Source organism: Burkholderia sp. SJZ089, assembly GCF_007828315.1.
Classification (GTDB): domain Bacteria; phylum Pseudomonadota; class Gammaproteobacteria; order Burkholderiales; family Burkholderiaceae; genus Burkholderia; species Burkholderia gladioli.
Genome location: NZ_VIUM01000010.1, coordinates 240,679 through 259,190, shown reverse-complemented (window position 1 = coordinate 259,190; position 18,512 = coordinate 240,679). Strand labels below are relative to the sequence as shown.

Annotated in this window: 16 protein-coding genes and 1 tRNA gene; 7 read left to right on the top strand and 10 right to left on the bottom strand. The window is 61.8% G+C overall.

Going from position 1 to position 18,512, the window contains the following annotated elements:
- Positions 1-15: 15 nt before the first annotated feature.
- Positions 16-2,352 (bottom strand): TonB-dependent hemoglobin/transferrin/lactoferrin family receptor, encoded by a 2,337-nt coding sequence (locus tag FB600_RS20305; RefSeq protein WP_145757232.1) that lies wholly within the window; start codon positions 2,350-2,352, stop codon positions 16-18.
- Positions 2,353-2,632: 280 nt separating this feature from the next.
- On the opposite strand from FB600_RS20305, the gene FB600_RS20300 reads away from it, so the two are divergent.
- The 5 genes from FB600_RS20300 (at position 2,633) to FB600_RS38185 (ending at position 6,348) form a co-directional block, all read left to right on the top strand.
- Positions 2,633-3,784, top strand: a complete 1,152-nt coding sequence (locus FB600_RS20300; protein ID WP_145757233.1) for a nucleoside hydrolase — start codon at positions 2,633-2,635, stop codon at positions 3,782-3,784.
- Between the two features lie 169 nt (positions 3,785-3,953).
- Positions 3,954-4,265 (top strand): double zinc ribbon domain-containing protein, encoded by a 312-nt coding sequence (locus tag FB600_RS20295; RefSeq protein WP_080562282.1) that lies wholly within the window; start codon positions 3,954-3,956, stop codon positions 4,263-4,265.
- Positions 4,266-4,272: 7 nt separating this feature from the next.
- Entirely contained in the window at positions 4,273-4,995 is a 723-nt protein-coding gene (locus tag FB600_RS20290) for a ZIP family metal transporter (RefSeq protein ID WP_145757234.1), read from the top strand.
- A gap of 140 nt (positions 4,996-5,135) precedes the next feature.
- Positions 5,136-5,417: a hypothetical protein gene (locus FB600_RS20285; RefSeq protein ID WP_145757235.1), complete on the top strand. Its 282-nt coding sequence runs from the start codon at positions 5,136-5,138 to the stop codon at positions 5,415-5,417.
- Positions 5,407-6,348: a TniQ family protein gene (locus FB600_RS38185; RefSeq protein WP_145757236.1), complete on the top strand. Its 942-nt coding sequence runs from the start codon at positions 5,407-5,409 to the stop codon at positions 6,346-6,348. The genes FB600_RS20285 and FB600_RS38185 overlap by 11 nt, the downstream gene beginning before the upstream one ends.
- Positions 6,349-6,574: 226 nt before the next feature.
- Here the strand turns inward: FB600_RS38185 and FB600_RS20275 are convergent, their stop codons facing one another.
- From FB600_RS20275 to FB600_RS20260, 4 genes are all read right to left on the bottom strand, one after another.
- Positions 6,575-6,988 carry a very short patch repair endonuclease gene (locus tag FB600_RS20275; protein ID WP_045678872.1) on the bottom strand — a complete coding sequence of 138 codons (414 nt, stop codon included), beginning with the start codon at positions 6,986-6,988 and terminating at the stop codon, positions 6,575-6,577.
- Between the two features lie 46 nt (positions 6,989-7,034).
- A complete protein-coding gene (locus FB600_RS20270; protein WP_145757237.1) occupies positions 7,035-8,090 on the bottom strand; it encodes a DNA cytosine methyltransferase in 1,056 nt (351 codons plus the stop codon).
- A gap of 61 nt (positions 8,091-8,151) precedes the next feature.
- Positions 8,152-10,035, bottom strand: coding sequence for an ATP-dependent nuclease (locus FB600_RS20265; protein WP_145757238.1), 1,884 nt, complete (start codon positions 10,033-10,035; stop codon positions 8,152-8,154).
- Between the two features lie 13 nt (positions 10,036-10,048).
- Positions 10,049-11,998, bottom strand: coding sequence for a Z1 domain-containing protein (locus FB600_RS20260; RefSeq protein WP_017432252.1), 1,950 nt, complete (start codon positions 11,996-11,998; stop codon positions 10,049-10,051).
- 873 nt (positions 11,999-12,871) lie between these two features.
- Between FB600_RS20260 and FB600_RS20255 the strand changes: the two genes are divergently transcribed.
- The gene (locus FB600_RS20255) at positions 12,872-14,572 is read left to right on the top strand and encodes a hypothetical protein (RefSeq protein ID WP_145757239.1); all 1,701 of its coding nucleotides are present in this window, start codon (positions 12,872-12,874) and stop codon (positions 14,570-14,572) included.
- A gap of 311 nt (positions 14,573-14,883) precedes the next feature.
- Here FB600_RS20255 and FB600_RS20250 read toward each other — a convergent pair.
- The 5 genes from FB600_RS20250 to FB600_RS20230 form a co-directional block, all read right to left on the bottom strand.
- A tRNA-Ala gene (locus FB600_RS20250) sits at positions 14,884-14,959 on the bottom strand.
- A gap of 119 nt (positions 14,960-15,078) precedes the next feature.
- Positions 15,079-15,435, bottom strand: a complete 357-nt coding sequence (locus tag FB600_RS20245; protein ID WP_098181387.1) for a c-type cytochrome — start codon at positions 15,433-15,435, stop codon at positions 15,079-15,081.
- Positions 15,432-16,235 carry a BON domain-containing protein gene (locus FB600_RS20240; RefSeq protein ID WP_096749887.1) on the bottom strand — a complete coding sequence of 268 codons (804 nt, stop codon included), beginning with the start codon at positions 16,233-16,235 and terminating at the stop codon, positions 15,432-15,434. Before FB600_RS20240 ends, FB600_RS20245 begins: the two co-directional genes overlap by 4 nt.
- A 19-nt stretch (positions 16,236-16,254) precedes the next feature.
- On the bottom strand, positions 16,255-16,839 hold the full coding sequence (locus FB600_RS20235) for an SIS domain-containing protein (RefSeq protein WP_098154646.1): 585 nt from the start codon (positions 16,837-16,839) through the stop codon (positions 16,255-16,257).
- A gap of 155 nt (positions 16,840-16,994) precedes the next feature.
- Positions 16,995-17,504 carry a YraN family protein gene (locus tag FB600_RS20230; RefSeq protein ID WP_186126667.1) on the bottom strand — a complete coding sequence of 170 codons (510 nt, stop codon included), beginning with the start codon at positions 17,502-17,504 and terminating at the stop codon, positions 16,995-16,997.
- Between FB600_RS20230 and rsmI the strand changes: the two genes are divergently transcribed.
- Positions 17,503-18,393 carry a 16S rRNA (cytidine(1402)-2'-O)-methyltransferase gene (gene rsmI, locus FB600_RS20225; RefSeq protein WP_096749890.1) on the top strand — a complete coding sequence of 297 codons (891 nt, stop codon included), beginning with the start codon at positions 17,503-17,505 and terminating at the stop codon, positions 18,391-18,393. The genes FB600_RS20230 and rsmI overlap by 2 nt on opposite strands.
- Positions 18,394-18,512: the final 119 nt, after the last annotated feature.

The following is an 18,512-nucleotide window of genomic DNA, read 5'->3' as shown; positions in this document are numbered from 1 at the left end:
GTCCTGGCCGGCCGATCAGAAATCGATCTTCATGCCGACGTTGAAATTGCGGCCCGGGGCGGTAAGGGCCGCGATGGTGGCGGCGCCGTCGCTGTCCTTCAGGCCGCGCACGTCGTTCCAGACCCAGTACTTGCGGTCGAACAGGTTGTTGATGCCGGCCGTCAGGCTGACGTGGCGCGAGAAGCGATAGCCCGCGTGCAGGTCGACGATGGTGAACGAGGGCGTGGAATAGAAGCTCGGATCCGACATGTCGGACTTGCTCTTGCGCGAGTTGTAGGTCAGGTCGACGCCCGCGAACCAGCGCTCGCCGCCGGTGTAGCGCAGCCCCAGGACCACCGCGAGCGGCGGCACCGTATCCAGCCCGGTGGTCACGCCGTCCTTGGTTTCGGTGCCGCGGATCCAGGCCAGGCCGCCCTTCACTTCCAGGCTGTCGTCGACCAGCCAGTCGGCCTTGGCTTCAAGGCCGTGAATCGAGGCCTTCGAGAAATTCACGTACTGCACCGTGTACGGATCGTTCGGCGAGCGCACGTTGCCGCCCACCACCTTGGTGTCGATGAAGTCGTTGTAGCGTCCCGCGAAGCCGGCCAGGCTGTAGTTCACGTGGCCCGCGCCGACGCCGAACTTGCCGCGCGTGCCGAGCTCGAAGGTGTTGCTGGTTTCCGGCCGCAGGTTCGGGTTGCCGACCTGCTGGTAGAACAGGCCATAGGAGCCGGCCGGGTTGTAGTAGCTGTTGACCTGGTAGGCCGAGGGCGCGCGGAAGCCGCGTGCGTATTGCACATAGGGCACCAGGGCCGGCGTCACCTCGTAGAGCAGCGCCAGGCGCGGCGACACCGCGTTGTCGGTGAGGCCGGTGGTCGGCTTGGTCGAGGTGGCCGCGGCGGTGTTGTAGGTCGCGTCCGCGTGCGGCGTCATGCGGAACCAGTCGAAGCGCACGCCCGGCACGATGCTCAGGCGATCCCAGCGCGCCTCGTCCTGCAGGTAGGCGCCGAAGTTGGTCTGGGTGGTCTTCGGGAATACTTCCGGATAACCGTCGCCGCCCGGCACCCACTCGCCCGCCGCCGAGCTCGAGGTGCTGTAGTGCGAGACGCTGACGTCGAAGCCATAGGTGAGCTGGTGCCGCCAGGCGCCGGTGGCGAAGCGGCTGTCGGCCACCAGGTTGCCGCCCAGGATGTTGTCGCGATAGTCGTTCACGCGCGAGCGGCTGGCCGCGACGCCCGTCGCGCTCAGGCCGCCGATGTCGAGCGTCTGGTGCGTCTGGGCATTCCGGTAGTAGACCGAAGCGTGCAGCTGCTGGAAATACGGGTTGCTGTCGTCGCGGTGATCGTAGTCGAGCTTGGCGCGATTGCTCTGCACCTCGTTGCCGGTCACGTAGCGGTTCGCCGTGTAGTCGCGCGAACTGCGCCCACCCCATTGATAAGCGCCGCCGAGCTGGGACAGGCCATCGCTGGAATTGGTGTTGTCGAGCGTCTCGGCGGTCAGCTTCAGCGTGTCCTGGCTGCTGAGCCGGAACACGATCTTGCCCAGCGCGTTGCGATTGTTGTAGGTCAGCGGGTCCGGCTTCGAGCGGTTCGCGCCGAGCCCGCCCACCTCGCCCTGGTTGTCGGTCTCGTGGCCGTGGCGGCCGCTCAGCACCAGCATGCCCTGCACGCGCTCGCCGCCGAACGCGGCGCTCGCCGTCGAGCCCCAGCTGCGGTCGGTCGAATCGTAGCCGCCCTTGAGCGAGAAATAGGTCGGCTTGCGGTAGATCGCCAGCAGCGCCTTCGGGTCCTTGGTGACGAAGTTGACGGCGCCGGTCAGGCCGTCGCTGCCGTACAGCACCGAGGTCGGCCCGCGCAGCACCTCGATACGCTCGTAGAGATCGGTGTTGAGATAGTCGCCGCGGCCCGCCGCGCCCGAGCCGAAGGCGAACGACTGCGGCAGCGGCATGCCGTCCTCGAGCATCAGCACGCGATTGCCCTCCAGACCGCGGATATTGATGCCCTCGTTGCCGGCGCGTCCCGACGAGCCCGTGACGCCGCTCGGCCGATAGGCCTGGCGGCGCACCTCGACGCCCGGCTCGTACTTCAGCGCGTCCTTGATGTCGCGTGCGTTGTCGTCGTCGATGTCGTCGCTGGTGATCACCGATACCGAAGCGGCGGTGCGGCTCAGCTGGGTGGTCCCCACCCGATTCGCGGTCACCGAGATCGCCTTGAGCGTCTCCTCGCGGCGCAGCGGCGACGAGGATGCGCCACCCTCTGCCTGACGCGACGGCCGAGCCGTCTCCACCGGATTGGGCTCGGCCATCGCCACGGCGCAAGTCTTCGCGAGCACGGCCGGCACGACGATCCTGACGAAACGACGTTTGAACTGCATCTGCTACTCCCCGTTTTGAGTGGTTCTCGATCGGCGGCCCCAACCCATATTCCAGGAGACTGCCGCGGGCGATTGTATCGTAAACGCGAATCATTACTATTTGCATTAGTAAGTTAGGACATCGCAGCCGGAATCCTTGCCGGGCAAGGCAGGCGCGACGCGCGATGCCACGCCGGAGATTGATCCGGACCCGCTTGTTCATACAGAATGCTTGCACCGTGCCGGTCCGAGGGGACATGCCGAACGGCGCGGGCTACCCATCACAACATCGGAGGTATGCATGAAGCACTGGATTCTCAAGCTGGCACTGACGGCCGGCATCGCGGGACTGGGCGCTGCCCTGGCCGGCTGCGGCGGCGCCGACACGCTGCAGCCCCAAGGCGCGGCGCCCAAGGTCATCATCGACAGCGACTACAACACCATGAGCGACGACGGCCAGCTCGGCGTGATGGCTGCCCAACTCCAGGCGCAAGGCCGCATCGAGGTACTCGGCATCTCGGTGGTGTCCGGCAATCAATGGCTCAGGCAAGGCGTGGCGGATGCGCTGAAGTCGGTCGAGCGGCTCGGCGTGGGCGACCGGATCGGCGTGTATGCTGGCGCCAACTACGCGCTGTCGCACGACTACGCCACCATCCAGCGCGAACTCGCGCAGTCCCCGGGCGGCGACGGCTACCTGGGCGCCTGGAACACGCCCGAGCCGAAATCGGATGCCGACCTGGTCGCGCCGCCCGACGGCTTCGCCACGCATACCAGGGTGCAGGCCAAAAGCGCCGTCGACTTCATCGTCGACAGCGTCAAACAGAACCCGCGCCAGGTGACGATCCTCGCGATCGGGCCGCTCACCAATATCGCGCTCGCCACGCGCCAGCATCCCGAGATCGTGCCGATGATCAAGCAGATCATCTACATGGGCGGGGCCATCGACGTGCCCGGCAACACCACGCCGAAGGCCGAGTTCAACTGGTGGTTCGATCCCGAGGCCGCGCGCGAGGTGCTGCGCCTGCCGATCAAGCAGGTGGTCGTGCCGCTCGACGTGACCGACACGGTGCGCATGGACAAGAGCGTCTATGACCGCATCACGCGCGATCCCGCCAGGCAGACCGTCGTCACGCAAATCTTCAAGCAGTTGAACGGTTATGGCTTCGACGGCAAGAACGGCTTCGAGACCAATCCCAACTACACCACCAACATCTGGGACACCCTGACCATCGCCTACCTGATGGACCCGAGCTTCGCGACCCAGACCGTCGACGAATGGGTGGACGTGGACACCAGCTTCGGCGCGAACGACGGCAAGTCGACCGGGTATGCCAGCAATCCGCCGCCGGGCCTGCAGAAGATGCGCATCGTGAAGCGCTTCGACAACGCGCGCTTCTTCGACTACTACGTCGACCTGCTGACGCGGTCGGTGCCGGTCAAGCTGCCGAACTAGGTGATCCCGGGCCGCGCGGCGGGTCGCGCTCCGCGCGGTTGACCCTGAAGTGGCTTCAGGGTGTTAACTACGTTCCTGCGATCCGCGGCACGGCAACGGCTACCCTGCCGCGGGCCCGCCCGAAGGGCGCGCCTCTCGCGCCATCGCGCTCTTTATCAAGGAGTACGGAATGAGCTTCTGGGGAAACAAGCGGCACGGCGGCCATCACGGCGGCGGACAGGGTCATGCGTCATCGACGGGGTCGGGGCATCATCGCGGCGAGCGGCAGCCACCTTCGCCCGCCGCTTCGCCGGCGCCGTCCTCGCTACCTTCGGCGGCCGATTCCGTGGCCTGCCCGCGATGCCGCGCGCCCAGCCCGCGTGGCGCGCGGTTCTGCAGCCAATGCGCGGCGGCCCTGCCGGCGGCGGCCTGCTCGCAATGCCGGAATACGCTGCCGGCCGGCGCGCGGTTCTGCCCGCAATGCGCGGCGCCCGCCGCCTGAGCGCGCCATGACCCCCGCCGCCAAACTCGCCCTGCTGACGCTGCCGCCCATCGTGGCGGCCTGCCTCGGCGCGCTGGTCGCCGCGCTGCGGCCGCCCCGCCCGGCCACCTCGAGCCTGATCCAGCACTTCACCGCCGGCATCGTGTTCTCGGCCGCCGCGCTCGAACTGCTGCCCAAGGACCGCACCTACGCCAGCCTGCCCGTGGTGGTCGGCTTCGCGCTGGGGCTCGGCCTGATGCTGGCGATCCGTGCGCTGTCGCGGGTGGTCGAGACCCGGCTCGAGACGGCGCGCCTGCCGGTCAGCCTGATCATCGTCACCGCCATCGACCTGCTGATCGACGGCCTGGTGCTCGGCATCGCCTTCTCGGCCGGCGACCAGACCGGGCTGATCCTGACCGTAGCGCTGACGCTGGAAGTGCTGTTCCTCGCGCTCTCGGTCAGCGCGGCGCTCGCCGCGGCCGGCATCGGGCGCATGCTGGCGATCGCGATCCCGATGGCGATGTCGGCGCTGCTGAGCCTGGCGGCCGTGGTCGGCAATGCCGTGTTCTCGGGGCTGCCGCCCACGCCTTACGCGGCCCTGCTCGGGCTCGGCACGGTCGCGCTGCTGTACCTGGTCACCGAGGAACTGCTCACCGAGGCGCATGAGGTGCCCGACACGCCGCTGGCGACAGCGGCGTTCTTCGTCGGCTTCGTGGTGTTCTTTTTGCTGGAGGGGGCGGTGGGCGGATGAAACCGCGCCGGAAATGAAGAAAGCCGGCACAATGAGACAGGGAGCAAATCCTTGCACGCAAGAGGACGCATTTCCTCATGCGATCCGTGGGATGCGTCGGTATCCTCAAAACGTGGTTGCAACGCGCGCTTGAACGGGCCTTGACCCACGGTATCCCGGTAGATAGCACCCTACTCGAGGCAACGGCCTTCTCGAACTATAAGCTGATGGCGATGCTGAAGGAGGCGATAGCAGGAGAGGCCCTTCTGAAAGACATCAAGGAAGACGATCTCGCACACGAACTCGGATTCGACTACATCCCGACTATTCCATCTCGGAAGCAAGCCACCTCCGCAGAGTCACGTCGCCCTGTTAAGAAGCGCCGACCGGGAACAAGAAAGCCGGGGCGAGATCCCGTCGGAGGAGCCTCCAATGACTTCTGATGACGATCTGTGGCAAACGTCGAATTGGCAGATGCCGGAACGAAGCCGCCTGTATCGGATCGCTCCGCTTGGCAACGATTCGATCATGCGGGAAGCTTTGCATAGCGTGTTGATTCGCCTCGCTCTGGCTCATACCGTCAGCCCCCTTGTACTGATGAGGCGCGAGATCGTTCCGGAGACAAGGGTTCGACATACCAAACACAGTTCGAGCTTCACGGAGTCTCACCTGAAGACCATGAACGGCGTGGGCAAGTACGCTGCCGAGTTCACCCGAAAGCTGGAAGACTTGACCAGCCAACAGAAGCTTAGCGAATGCTCTTTCATGCTCTGGTCTGGTATCCTCGACCCACGAGCACTCGGGCTCCTATACACACATCCAAGGTGGTGCCCGATGTGCTTCCTTGAATGGCGTGATGCCGGACACGAACCCTATCTTGCATTGATCTCGCAAGCAGCCCCGATTTTGGTGTGCCCAGTTCACAGCATGGCGCTGCAACATGAATGCCCTTCGTGCCGACGGGTTCAGCCATTTGTGCCACGCCACGCGCATGTAGACTTTTGTTCTCGGTGCGGCAGTTGGCTCGCGGCGAACCACAAGGAGCTCAGAGGAATCGTCAAAGCAAGCCGAATCAGCCCGCGTCAGCGGTACAACATCGATGCCATCGGAGAGATGATTCTCCATGGGCCGGAAATTAGCAAATTGCTAACAGCTCAGCATCTGCAGACTCGGATTGCCGAGACCGCTGATCGCCACTTCGGTGGCACCGTCGCGAACGTCGAGAGAGCGCTTGGATTCACAAAGAGGGTCATCAGCCAATGGCGTTACCGAGACGTGCAGCCATCGCTACCGTCCTTTCTTCTGATGACACAAGGGCTAGCTCCTTCGGACACAAAGCCTAGACGCTGCACTGTCAGGTCGCCATCAAGTTAGACACCCTCGGCGGCCCCTTCACACCGTCTCGGCGGTGTGAAGGGGGTTTCCAAGCAACGAGGAACGGAAGCGCGAGTAGCTACGAACGCACCGCAGATGTATACGAACGAGGGCGTTCCAAATTTACTGCGAATTTCACCGAAATCCGGCCAAGCCGACGTACAGATTGAGCCGGTCGATAGTCATGTAGCGTTGGAACTCGGGTTCTGCGAACTCCGATGGCCAATCACTCCGGGACGCTGAATGCCTCGGCGAGCCGTCCTCTCAATTGGTCAGGCTTGCGGAGCTCGCACTCCCAAACAATCAGCACGCGCCACCCCTGCTCTAGCAAGCGCCTCTCGTTATCAAGATCACGCTCGCGGTTGCGCTGTAGCTTTGGGATCCAAAACTCACGACGCGTCTCCGGTAACTTCCCTCGCGGACAATCATGTCCATGCCAGAAGCAGCCATGTACAAGTACGACCGTGGCGTGACGCCTAAGCACGATGTCAGGCGTTCCGGGGAGCGTCTTTTGGTGCAACCGGAATCGTAGTCCCAACCTGTGCAGGATGGAACGCACTACTTTCTCTGGTTTTGTATTCGACGAACGAACCGCTGCCATGTTACGGCTGCGCTGCGCTCTGGATACGCTGTCAGTCATTGATCGCGGTGAAGGGTCCGTGAATTCAATTGCACCGTCCGACCGCTTAGCCTTCGCGAGCCTCTTCCAGCCCCTTTCTTAGAGCGTTAGCGTGTGCCGTGATGAAGGGAGGCGGCAAGGCGTTACCGATCATCAGTGCAATCGACTCCTTGCCGTGAGCTACATTGAACTTGTACTTCCGTGGAAACCCCTGGAGGATCGCCGCTTCCCTCAGGGTGATCGTCCTATTTTGGCTCGGATGCAAAAAGCGACCCTTCGACGGATTGTGACAGCCGCTCGTTATTGTTGGCGCAACCTGATCCCAAGCCATACGTCCGTAGACGTCCCGGAATCCGTTGCTGCGCTTGTGGCACTCGAGCTGATATTTTTCAGGCAGGTCAACGCGACTACCGCCATTTTTAGGTATTAGCGCGATGAGTTCACGCACTTCTTTCGATCGGTTTTCTCCCAACGCATGCAGATCATCCTTTGCGTTCTTCGGGTTATCGAGACCACCAAGAGCTTCACGGACGGTTACTCGCTTGCTCGCCTTATCCGCCAGCACAGGTGTGTGGATATTTGAGGCCAGCATTATGAGACGCTTACGTCTCTGCGGCACCGCGTAGTCCGCCGCGTCCAGCACATGCACCACTGTCTCGTAACCCAATGTCTCGAGTTCACAGCGCATTTTGAGAAATCGAGCGTCCTTGGCCAAGGCCGGCACGTTTTCAAGCATTATTGTCTTTGGCTGCATGATCTCAACGAAGCGCAAGAAATCAGCAACAAGATCATTACGCTCGTCCTTGACCGACGTTCGTTGGTTCTTGGTCCGCAGCCGCGAAAACCCCTGACACGGCGGGCACCCGGCAAGAAGGTCGAGCTCGCCAGGCTTCAGCCCCGCTCCACGCAGCACCTCTGCCGGGTCTAATCCGCGAATATCTTGTGCGTAAAGACGAACCTTCGGGTGGTTTAGCCGATAGGTTTCCTGGGCCTTGCGGTCGATTTCAACGGCCGCGGCCACGACGAACCCTGCCTTCTTGAGGCCTAAACTCAGGCCTCCGCACCCACTAAACAGATCTATGGCGTGCAGCGGCTTTGCGTTGGTGTTCTCTTTGCGAATCATCAGCTTAAACTTGAGAGTCCGTGTAGTCTTCCGTATCGGAGCTCCGGATTGACGTTAGGTACTACGGGTGCACAGATGCTAAGTAGCTGGTCAGTTGATCGACCAACTGCGCCAACTCTGCCGAGCCACCTCTAGCGCCCGCAATGAGTGTCTCGCCGTGCGAGTCAGTGCGCTCGTTTGAAACGTTCGGCCCATACAGGCCAGCAGCCAGTTCCCTCAACCGGTCCTTGTGATCCTGTGACTTTTGTGCTGCAGGATCGGCCTGTCCCACGGCTCGGAGTATCAATTCCTCAGGGCATAAGGTTGGGATGAAGGCAACGTTCCTTCGCAGCCACGCCAAGTATTTTCGCTGAATTTGTACACGTTGCGCCAAATTCCCGCCACCGGCCCCGCCATCCACTGTCAGCTCTGGATCCACGCCCGTCTGCTCCTTGATCTTCGCAGCGAGCGTGTCATTTTGCGCCACACCAATTGTGTCCGGATCAACGAACTCAGGGACGAGCCGCTTGTCGCCGTCCAGGAGCACTAAAGTATGCCCGGGCGCCGCCATGAGTACAGGCACGTGATACTTCAAAATAGCATCGGCCCCACCACTTGGGAACTCGACCGCAAAGACCTCTCGCGTCGCGGCATCCGCTATAGTCAGGAGTGCCTGCTCCACTACCATCTTCGCCAATCGATCCTCGACTAAAACTCGGATCCGCCCACCGCTCATTGCGCCAAGGCGACGAAAAGCGGCATACGGGTGCGTCGACGCAATCGCCGCAAAACGCCCGTCTTCCAGCTGATGAAACGTCTTGATCGCATCGTCCGGTAGCCCCGCGGTCATATGAGGCGAGTGAGTTGAAAACACGACCTGCAGCTGCCGGACACGCGCCATCTTTACGAGGAACGCAAGCAACCGCTCTTGCGCCCCTGGATGTAGGGACACCTCCGGCTCGTCAAGCAAGACCAAGGTTCCCCTTGCAGCTTTCAGAATCTGTACCACACAGCTCGTTACGGCAACCTCACCGCTGCCTGCGAACGCTTCCGAATACCGCCCGTGCTTTGTCTTAAAAACGATGCTGAGTCCGCCGTCACCCTTGAAGAGGCGATGTCGAATCCAGCGTGCCTCCTCATATTCTCTACCCAGAACAAAACTCACCATTTCCAACTCAGCCTGAGCGAGTAGCCGATTCTCCGTCGCGACCTTCCGGTTACGATACTCTACAGATGTATCGTTCGCTTCAATCACGCGTGCTAGCCATTCAGCATCGTATCGAACCTGATCCATCTTGCTCGTGATGCGACGTGAAAAGGGCTTCTTTGCAACTCCAGCCGCCCCCTTAACTGCCGCCAGTGTCGCGGGTCGCCTTGCTACCGACATCCGATTAGCCGGGTCCTTGCCAAAGTAGAAATACTTGTCGAACGCGCTCAATTCCTTGCGAAAATTTATATAAAGCACGTCGCGAGTTACGGGGCTCCACCGATCCTTGCTTCGCCCCGTGTACGTTTTACCCGGCTTAAGAGTTGGCTCCGCCATGTCGTCGCCCGGACTTTCCTTTGTCGGCTCCCAGTAGTTCGGATCGAGCTTGTCGCCGCGGACCTTTCGCACACGCGCCTTACGCGTCTCGACGATACCCTTCAGTGCAGAATTGTAGTGCCCGTAAATGAACCGGCTTGGGCTACCATCCCCCTCCTCAATTGGGTCAACTTTCGTGCTGAACCAATACTGCCCGGTCGACTTACGTGCAGGAGCGCCGTACAGCGCATTCAAAACTGACGTTTTGCCAGAACCGTTTGATCCGACCAACGCCGTAACGGGGAATGTGAAGTCAATGCGTGTACCGTCTGCAATGTTCTTGTAGCGCGGGAAGCGAATGTGCGAGATGTAGCCGGGGAAAACCATCTCATATTTGTTGCGATTTTCTTCAACGCGCAAGATTTCGTCGTTAAGTTTCAGCATTGTCAAAGCACTGTTAGATGGCGAAGGCCAATGCGTATCGACCTGATGGGAATCGGATTTGGGGCCACCAGACAGACTGATGCTTGCCGTAAGCTTTCGTTCGGATCATAAACACAGTTATGCGATCGTTCGGCACGGACAGAGCTTCACCTCCGGTCAATACACCCTGCGTCTCTCGCCGGCTCTCACGCAGATCACGCCCCCGATCAACATAAACGTAAGCCATGCCGTGCTTCAAAATTTCCGCACATTGCTCCAGCGACTCCGCAACGGCGAGGGGATTCCATACCCGCTCCGAGCTTTCCGGATCTGGAACGGTCAGCTTGATGAGTTCCTTGACATCTGCGATTGAGAACGATTCATGACACTTATCTGCAATGCCGGAAAGCAGCTTATCCAGCTTCGGCGTGTGCTTAGAGCCTACATCGTCCCTTAACACTTGAGCCGGGTTGTAAGTGCCTCCGCCGGTATAGACACCGATAGCGCCAGGAACCAAGACGTTACGTCGCGTCGCCTGGAGACCATTCTCCAGGTAGATACCGCGAAACTCTTCGCCAGAATTTTCGGCAATAAGTTTCCGTAGACTCCGCTCCATCTCGTTGATAGCGCGAAAAACCACGTGCAGCTCGGGCGGGAGCCAAAGTCGTAGCAATCCTATATCTTGACGTCGATATCCGTACATGCGCGCATGCTGAAGCACCGTATCGGCCTGCGGCGTACGTGGATGGCGCCCGTAGTAACTCACAAGCAAGTTCTTGATGGTTACGCCGCGTCCGAGTTTGTTCCCACCGACGAAGAGGTTGTAGGGCGCATGCAAAGCCACGTCTTCGTCGGTCTCCCCGTTCACGAGTTTGACCGTGATGCCCGGGGAAAGAAACTCGATTTTCTCGAGCAAACGATCGAAGTTTGCCTTTGCCAACTGTTTGTGTGTACCTGCGAGATCGTCGAAGGCCTTCCGGAGCCGAGCAATGAGTTTGGCGTTCTTCGCCTTCAGGCCAGATGCCAAGTCAGCCTTATACATGCGCAGCAGGTCGACGATGTGCTTATGGTCGCTTGTCCGTGTACTCACGTGGCACAGAAACGCACATTTTTGATCGGGACTCGCTTCTCGCTTGAATGTCGCACCGATCATGAAAGTATCCAGCGCAGACAACAACGAGGCGGGCATCTGACTGCCCGGTGTGGGTTGGGATCCAGCGGACAAAGTCACGAGGTCCGCTAAGGGAAACTCACGAACGAGGTCGGCGCTGCGTTTGTCGAAAAAGTCGTCCCCCCCGACGTAGTCACCGCCAGGGTGACTTAGCACCGTAAACTTCGGCCGAAAGGCATGCTTGCCTTCTTGGAGGAATAGTGCTCCAGGAGTGGCGGTTACCTGCAAATAAGTATTTTTATCGAAGAACCCACGCAGTTCTTCAATCTGACCATTTATCTTGCTGCGCGAACCGTCGTTCTTGCGAGCCTTGGTATTCAAGCTCGCCTGATCAGCCTCGTCATCAATAATCAGGCATGGAAGTCCCCGAACACCTGCCCCCTTGAAGTTCTCAATCAAAGTGTTGAGGATGCTGCCGTTCTTCGTTACCACAATGGCACAGGTACCGCGCTTGATGCGCTGTAAAAAGGCGTCTTTATCACGAAGATCCGCTTTCCCTAGGATGTCCATGCCCGGAAACGCTTCTTGAATTCGCCCCCGCGTTTGCTCATACAGGGGGTCAATGTCGGACGTGAGAACAATGAGTGTCCGATATCCCTCATCCGCACCCATCGCACCAGTCACGGTCAGGACGCCAGTTTTGCCACTTTGCACAAGACCATAGATGAGCCCGTTCGTCTGCTCCTTGCCTCCGCTCAACGGGTTGACCCACTTACCGACAACTTCGCTCGCCGTGCGTGCGATGTCGTCGACTTCGTTATCGTTACTCACCTGCTGACGAAGCAGATTGAGGATCTCGTCGATATGTCTCATCGTGCCTTGTTTCCCCGTGTACTTAAAAGGTTGGCCCAGTCAGCTGGTGCGATCTTTCCCGGCAAAGTGCCATTGGGGCCGCTGATCTCGAAATGCTCTCGGTGCTTACGTCGGCAAGATACATGCAGTGCTGCATTCCGTGTCGACGCAACGCAAATAAAGTCACTATACGGTAGCGCAGCAACGCCGTCCGCCCCGCAAATCAAACCTATCACGAGCGGCATTACCTCTGCTCGTGCTTGGAGAAGAGACTGCTCGTCGGGCACAAACGTAAAGCTCCACGGACTGCGTTTCGCCGTCGAGTATTTTAAGTGGATCTGCAATCGCTCGTTCAATACGAACAACGGTGGGGTATAGGTAACGCTCGCACCGTTCGATCCGCGAATAAGTCGATGAATAGCCGCACCTTCATAGAACTCCTGCTTCTGGATTGGCATTAGACACCTTTGTCAAACATGTGAAGAATTCTGCACCGGTGCCACGCCAATCAGTCCTGCCAGGGGGCAGGCGATCGCATCGCCTGACTTACTTGCGAACGACGCTCGCATACATTTAGGTCTCTATAGTTGCCACCGCTTCTTGCGTCAACGTTGCTGTTGCTCGCCGTCCGTCAGTTCTTTTCGTCACGCTATCATATAGTCGCAGAGCGGTTTTCGAAACAGCGATGATATTGGTTCAGATCGTAGCCCCAGCGCCTAGCCAAGCGCAACAGAGGCGCAGCATATGGGCATAGCAAGCCGCTCATGATTTGTTGGTAGCCATCGAGATGGTCATCACAAGACACGTCAGCGACGCCATAAACTCGCAAACTTGGACACGTTGTCGGGACAGCATGACTTCGCCATAGAGAAACCACAACTTTAGGCGACAACCTTGACCCAACTAATTTCTGAATCGCTGCTCTCGCAAGCTATCGCGAACCAGCAAGAGCGTATGCGCGGCTATGAAGTTCCGTCGGAAGCTCTCACATTCGAGACTGTGCGTGCGCTCGACTATGCATTCTGTCGCGAACTGATACCGCACCTTCCTGAGCTGAACGTCTCAGAACGACGGCACCAGTTCATACTGCAACGCGGAGTTAACGGAGCACTATCGAGAGTGCTGCCGAAGGAGCTCGCTTACACGCGCCCTCGCATATTTGCTTCGTCGAGCTTTACCCAAGAACAGGCTGACGAGTTCCTATTCGATTCTGGTCTACTGTGGTTGGCCAGTCATCTCTTCACGCAATTGCGAGCGGGTTTCTTGCAGGGACATCTTGACTCTCGGCGTCAAGTGCAAGGCATGAAAATCCTCGTACTCACTGCCTCAGACGAAACGCTGTATTACGAGCAAGTTGGCTACGCTGGCGTCGATTGGCTGAGTGATCGAGCGCTTCAGCTGGGGCGGCCCAAGGAAGAGGAGCTTCGCTGCGTCCGCGAGGCGATGCTCCCACAAATGACGCAACGCATACTATCCGGCGCCCACGATGGCGAGGGGCTATTCCCCGAGGCGGACCGACATTTCCACGAATGTGCGCAAGTCTACTTGTCCCGCATGCCCTATCGAGATCTCTTGTCGGATGACGATCGCATCGGTGGGCGCCCCTACTCTGATTATGTTCAAGTGCTGACTGCGCTATCAACCTTGAACGAAACCCGGCTGTGCACGGCGACCATCCTCCACTCCGAACGACCTCACCTGGATATGCGGAACCTTCTTACCGGAGGGACGTTCGCGGATGAACTTATTGAGGTAGTGGCCAGTTTCCTAGATGCCGAGATGGGGGAGGTCAAACACCTACTTACCCACCTCACCCTGTCTCCATTCAACAGCTCATCGCACCTAGATCGAGGCACGCCAGCTTGGGCACCCATCGTCCAAACAAGCGCCAACTTCTGCGCGCTACCCTGCTATGGACTTGACATGAACCCGTTCATCTTCCTGGCAACAGAACTGCGCGAACATTACAAGTCGGACTGGTTTGAAGCTGCCAACGCTCGAGAATCCCGTTGGATTACCGAACTCCGTCTGTTGTTTCCAGCTCCGCGCTGGCGCTGCGTAGACGGTGTCAAGATAAGGCGAAGAGGTAAGGTCGTCACCGACATCGACTTCGTCGCCTACGATTCAGCATCGCGCACGGCTGCCCTTTTTCAGTTGAAGTGGCAACAGCCTTCTGCAGGCGACGAGAAGACCCGTCGAAACAATGCCAGCAACCTGGTGAGCGAATGCAACAAGTGGATTGCAGCAGTCTCCGAGTGGTTAGCCGAGGAAGGGTTGCCAGTACTCGCACAACGCCTAGGCATTCCTCGCGATGAGTTGACTGACTCGTCGCTATTCGTCCTCGGACGCTACGGCGCGCATTTCTCCGGACACGCGAACGCCGACTTATGCGCAGCTTGGAGCAACTGGGGGCACTTTGAGCGCGAGCGAACGTTGCATCCGTCAGCAACGGTTCGCGAGATGTTCGACAATCTTGTAGAGGACGTAACCGAAATCAAGCGTACCGTACAGCCCGAGTCCTTGACGTTGCCGCTGCCTGGCTTGGTCCTTGTCGTAAACCCAAACCGACGCCCCGCAGACATGGAGCTACCGTGAAATTTTCCGAGTGATAGCAGCAACAACGCCGTCACTGAAAGAGGCAGGTAAACGCACCAACCCGTTCTGCTACGGCCCACCCGAAAGCCACGCTGTAGTCAAACTACGCTGCCTTGACTCGCTCTGCTTCCCCTATCTCTTGGAGAAGAATCGCACTAATTTGGGACGGGCCATGAGCAAACAAAAAGCCGGCTCTAGGCCGGCTTTGTCTGCGAAGCATAAGGCTGCACTTTGTCAACGGAAGCATAACTTTGCACCCAGTGCAAAATTATCCTTCCTGTCTCAACAAGGCCGGCTTTCTGGTGATTCGTTGGTGGAGAGGAGGAGGATCGAACTCCCGACCTTCGCATTGCGAACGCGACGCTCTCCCAGCTGAGCTACCCCCCCAACATCCGTCGATCATACACAAGCCGCGACGAGGATGGCAAGCCGCCCCCCAAAAAGTTTTTCGCGGGCGACTCGGGCGGTCTGTCGAGGGGATTTGTTCACCCCTCGCCGCCCGCCGTTCAGGACGGCGAGCCGGCCAGCACCCATTTGACGACGGCCTTCACGTCGGCGTCGCTCATGCCGGGATGGGCCGGCATCGGAATCACGCCCCACACGCCCGAACCGCCGTCGCGGACCTTCTTCTCGAGCTTGGCGGCCGCGCCCGGATCGTTCTTGTAGCGCGCGGCCACGTCCTTGAACGAGGGGCCCACCAACTTGCGGTCGACCGCATGGCAGCCCATGCAGGCGTTGGCGCGCGCCACGCGCAGGCCGTCGTCGGCCGCGCGCGCGGCAGGCGCCGCCGCCAGGCCCGCGCCCAGCAGCATCGCCGTCGCGGCGAAGGCCGCGGCGCGGCGGATCGTAACACCACCGCTCATTGCGACCCCGCCTTCGGATTGCCCGGATGCACGTTCGGCGAGGCCGAAACCGGCGCCGGCGACTGCAGCGGCGTGGCGGTCACGCTCGAATCGGGCACCGCGCCCACCGTCGGGCCGACGTCGACGGCCGGCGCCGGCTGCGACACGCCGGCGTCGCTCGCAGGCACGCTGGCGTTGGACAGACCCGGCGCGTCGGCCGGCTTGATGTACTGGAACACCTTCACCACCTGCACCACGCCCGGCACGCGGCTCGCGACATCGGCGCCGCGGCTGCCCTCGTCGACCGTCACCAGGCCCAGCAGATAGACGTTGCCGCGCTCGCAGACCACCTTGAAGTCGTTCGCCGAAATACCCTTCTCGGCGATCAGCGCGGTCTTCACGCGGCCTTCGAGATAGGAATCGTTGGTGCGGTCGGACAGCGTGGCGGCCGGCTGGATCGCCAGTTCGTTGACGATCGCGTTGACGTTGTTGATGGCGCGCACGATCTCCTCGGCACGCTGCTTCGAGGCGTCGTTCGGCACCTCGCCGGTCAGCAGCACGCGCCGGTTGAACACCGTCACGTTGACGTGCGCCTCGTCCGGCAGGCCGCTCTTGATCTGCGAGGCCGCCTTGATCTGGATCTCGCGATCCTCGGTCTGCGCGCCCAGCGTGCGGCGATCGGTGGCGATCAGCGCGCCGCCGCCGGCGGCCGCACCGGCGAAGGCCAGCACGCAGCCCTGCAGGCTGGCGGCCAGGCCGGCCGACAAGGCGATCATCAGGGTGGTTCTCACAAGCGTCTGTCCGACGCGGCTCGGTGTCATCGACAAGCTCTCCTTGGAATCAGTCCTCGCCCAGCAGCATCGCGTCGATGCCGTCGCAGAGGCAATGGATGGTCAGCAGATGGACTTCCTGGATGCGCAACGCCCGGTCGGACGGCACGCCGATATGGATATCGGTATCGGACAGCGCGGCGGCCAGCTCGCCGCCCTTGCCTGTCAGCGCGATCACGGTGATCTCGCGCTCGCGTGCCTCGGCGGCCGCGGCCAGCGCGCGCGGCGTGTCGCCGGCGGGATCGATCACCACCAGCACGTCGCCGGTCTGGCCGAGCGCGCGCAGTTGCTGCGCGAAGATCTGGTCGGCCGCCTCGCCGCCCGCCAGCGGGCCGGCACGGCTCGCGTCGGTGGCCAGCGCGAGGCCCGGCAGGCTCGGCCGCTCGCGCTCGAAACCGCCGACCAGCGCATTGGCGAGCCGTTCGGCCGTGGCGGCCGAGGGGCCGTCGCCGCAGGCGAGAATCTTGTTGCCGTTCGCGAGCGCCATGAACATCGCGTCGACGGCGGCCGCGATCGGCAACGACAGCGCGTCGAGCACCTCGAGCGCAAGCGTGGCGTTGTCGCGGATATGTTGCTGAATACGTTCGACTGACATCGATTCCTATCGAGTTGAAACCCGGAGCGGAGCCTGGCGTGAAACGCGCATCGAGCGCCGCGCGGTAGCGTGGGTGCGGCGAGTTTACCGTACTCCGCGGCCATCACCGCCGGGTCCCTTACATCTCGACACAACAAGCGCGCCCGCGGCACGCGCTAGATGTCGTCGGCGCGGAACGCGTCGCGCAGCCAGACCAGCCGCCCGGCCTCGAAGGCGATCACGTCGAAGCGGCACGCGCAATGGCCGCCGAAGCGCGCCCACACCAGGCGCGCGGCCTGCACCAGGCGGCGCCGCTTGTGCAGGCCGATGCTCGCCAGCGCGCCGCCGTGACGCGCCTGCCGGCGCGCGCGCACCTCGACGAACACCAGGCTGCCGTCGCGCTCGCGCATCAGCAGGTCGAGTTCGCCGCCGCGCACCACCAGGTTGGCCGCCACGAAGGCCAGCCCCTGCCGCTCCAGGAAGCGCCGCGCCTGCTGCTCGAAGCGCTCGCCGACGCGTTTCGACCCGCCCCGCGCCGAAAAGTTGTCGGCCTCGCCATCGGCGGCCCCTTCGCGCACCGCTTCACCAGCGTCATCGCCCGCCGCGCCGCGCGAGGCCGTGTCACCCGCATGGCACAATGCGGGCCTTGTTCCGCCCGCCGCGCGCCGTCGCGCCCTCTCCGTCATGACTGTCCTCCCCGATCTCGCGCAATCGCAGCACTATCCCGCCGGCACGCTCTACGTGGTCGCGACGCCGATCGGCAACGCGGCCGACATCACGCTGCGCGCGCTGCACGTGCTCGCGCTGGCCGACCGCATCGCCGCCGAGGACACGCGCAACACCGGCCAGCTGCTGTCGCGCTACGGCATCTCCAAGCCGCTGTTGGCCGTGCACGAGCACAACGAGCGCGAGGCGGCGGGGCGCATCGTCGAGCTGCTGCTGGCCGGCGAGCGGATCGCCTATGTTTCCGACGCGGGCACGCCCGGCATCTCGGACCCCGGCGCCAAGCTGGTGGACGCGGTGCGCGCCGCCGCGCTGCCGGTGGTGCCGCTGCCCGGCGCGAACGCGGCCGCCACCGCCGTGAGCATCGCCGGCGACTGGGCCGGCCCCTTCACCTTCGCGGGCTTCCTGCCGCCCAAGCCCAAGCAGCGCGCCGCCGCGCTCGAGCCGCTCAAGGCCCATCCCTACGCGCTGGTGTTCTACGAGGCGCCGCATCGCATCGTCGAGACCGTCGAGGCGCTCGCCCAGGCCTTCGGCGGCGAGCGGCGCCTGCTGATCGGCCGCGAACTGACGAAATTACACGAGGACGTGTTCGTCGGCACCCTGGCCGAAGGGCCGGCCTGGCTGGCCGGCGACAGCAACCGCCAGCGCGGCGAGTTCGCGATCGTGGTGGAAGGCGCGAGCGCGCCGCAAGGCGAGGACGATCCGGCCGCGCACGATGCGCTGCTCAGGCTGCTGCTGTCGGAGGTGCCGGTGAAGGGGGCGGCGAAGCTGGCCGCGGCGCTGACGGGCGCGTCGCGCAACACGCTGTATGCGCGCGCGCTCGAACTGAAGGAAGAGGCGGAAGGAGACTGATGCGGCGGGGCCGGCGGCCGGCCGCTGGCGACGCCGCCCGGAAAGCCGCAAGCGGCGTGAACCCGTCACGCCGCTCGTGTCGCCGCACGGCGGTTGGTCCGGCTGGCCAGCCGGATGCC

Excerpts from the sequence above, each read along its gene's own strand:
- FB600_RS20305 (WP_145757232.1), bottom strand. The coding sequence starts at position 2,352 with ATGCAGTTCAAACGTCGTTTCGTCAGGATCGTCGTGCCGGCCGTGCTC.
- FB600_RS20300 (WP_145757233.1), top strand. The coding sequence starts at position 2,633 with ATGAAGCACTGGATTCTCAAGCTGGCACTGACGGCCGGCATCGCGGGA.
- FB600_RS20295 (WP_080562282.1), top strand. The coding sequence starts at position 3,954 with ATGAGCTTCTGGGGAAACAAGCGGCACGGCGGCCATCACGGCGGCGGA.
- FB600_RS20290 (WP_145757234.1), top strand. The coding sequence starts at position 4,273 with ATGACCCCCGCCGCCAAACTCGCCCTGCTGACGCTGCCGCCCATCGTG.
- FB600_RS38185 (WP_145757236.1), top strand. The coding sequence starts at position 5,407 with ATGACTTCTGATGACGATCTGTGGCAAACGTCGAATTGGCAGATGCCG.
- FB600_RS20275 (WP_045678872.1), bottom strand. The coding sequence starts at position 6,988 with ATGACTGACAGCGTATCCAGAGCGCAGCGCAGCCGTAACATGGCAGCG.
- FB600_RS20270 (WP_145757237.1), bottom strand. The coding sequence starts at position 8,090 with ATGATTCGCAAAGAGAACACCAACGCAAAGCCGCTGCACGCCATAGAT.
- FB600_RS20265 (WP_145757238.1), bottom strand. The coding sequence starts at position 10,035 with ATGCTGAAACTTAACGACGAAATCTTGCGCGTTGAAGAAAATCGCAAC.
- FB600_RS20260 (WP_017432252.1), bottom strand. The coding sequence starts at position 11,998 with ATGAGACATATCGACGAGATCCTCAATCTGCTTCGTCAGCAGGTGAGT.
- FB600_RS20245 (WP_098181387.1), bottom strand. The coding sequence starts at position 15,435 with ATGAGCGGTGGTGTTACGATCCGCCGCGCCGCGGCCTTCGCCGCGACG.
- FB600_RS20240 (WP_096749887.1), bottom strand. The coding sequence starts at position 16,235 with ATGACACCGAGCCGCGTCGGACAGACGCTTGTGAGAACCACCCTGATG.
- FB600_RS20235 (WP_098154646.1), bottom strand. The coding sequence starts at position 16,839 with ATGTCAGTCGAACGTATTCAGCAACATATCCGCGACAACGCCACGCTT.
- rsmI (WP_096749890.1), top strand. The coding sequence starts at position 17,503 with ATGACTGTCCTCCCCGATCTCGCGCAATCGCAGCACTATCCCGCCGGC.
- FB600_RS20230 (WP_186126667.1), bottom strand. The coding sequence starts at position 17,504 with ATGACGGAGAGGGCGCGACGGCGCGCGGCGGGCGGAACAAGGCCCGCA.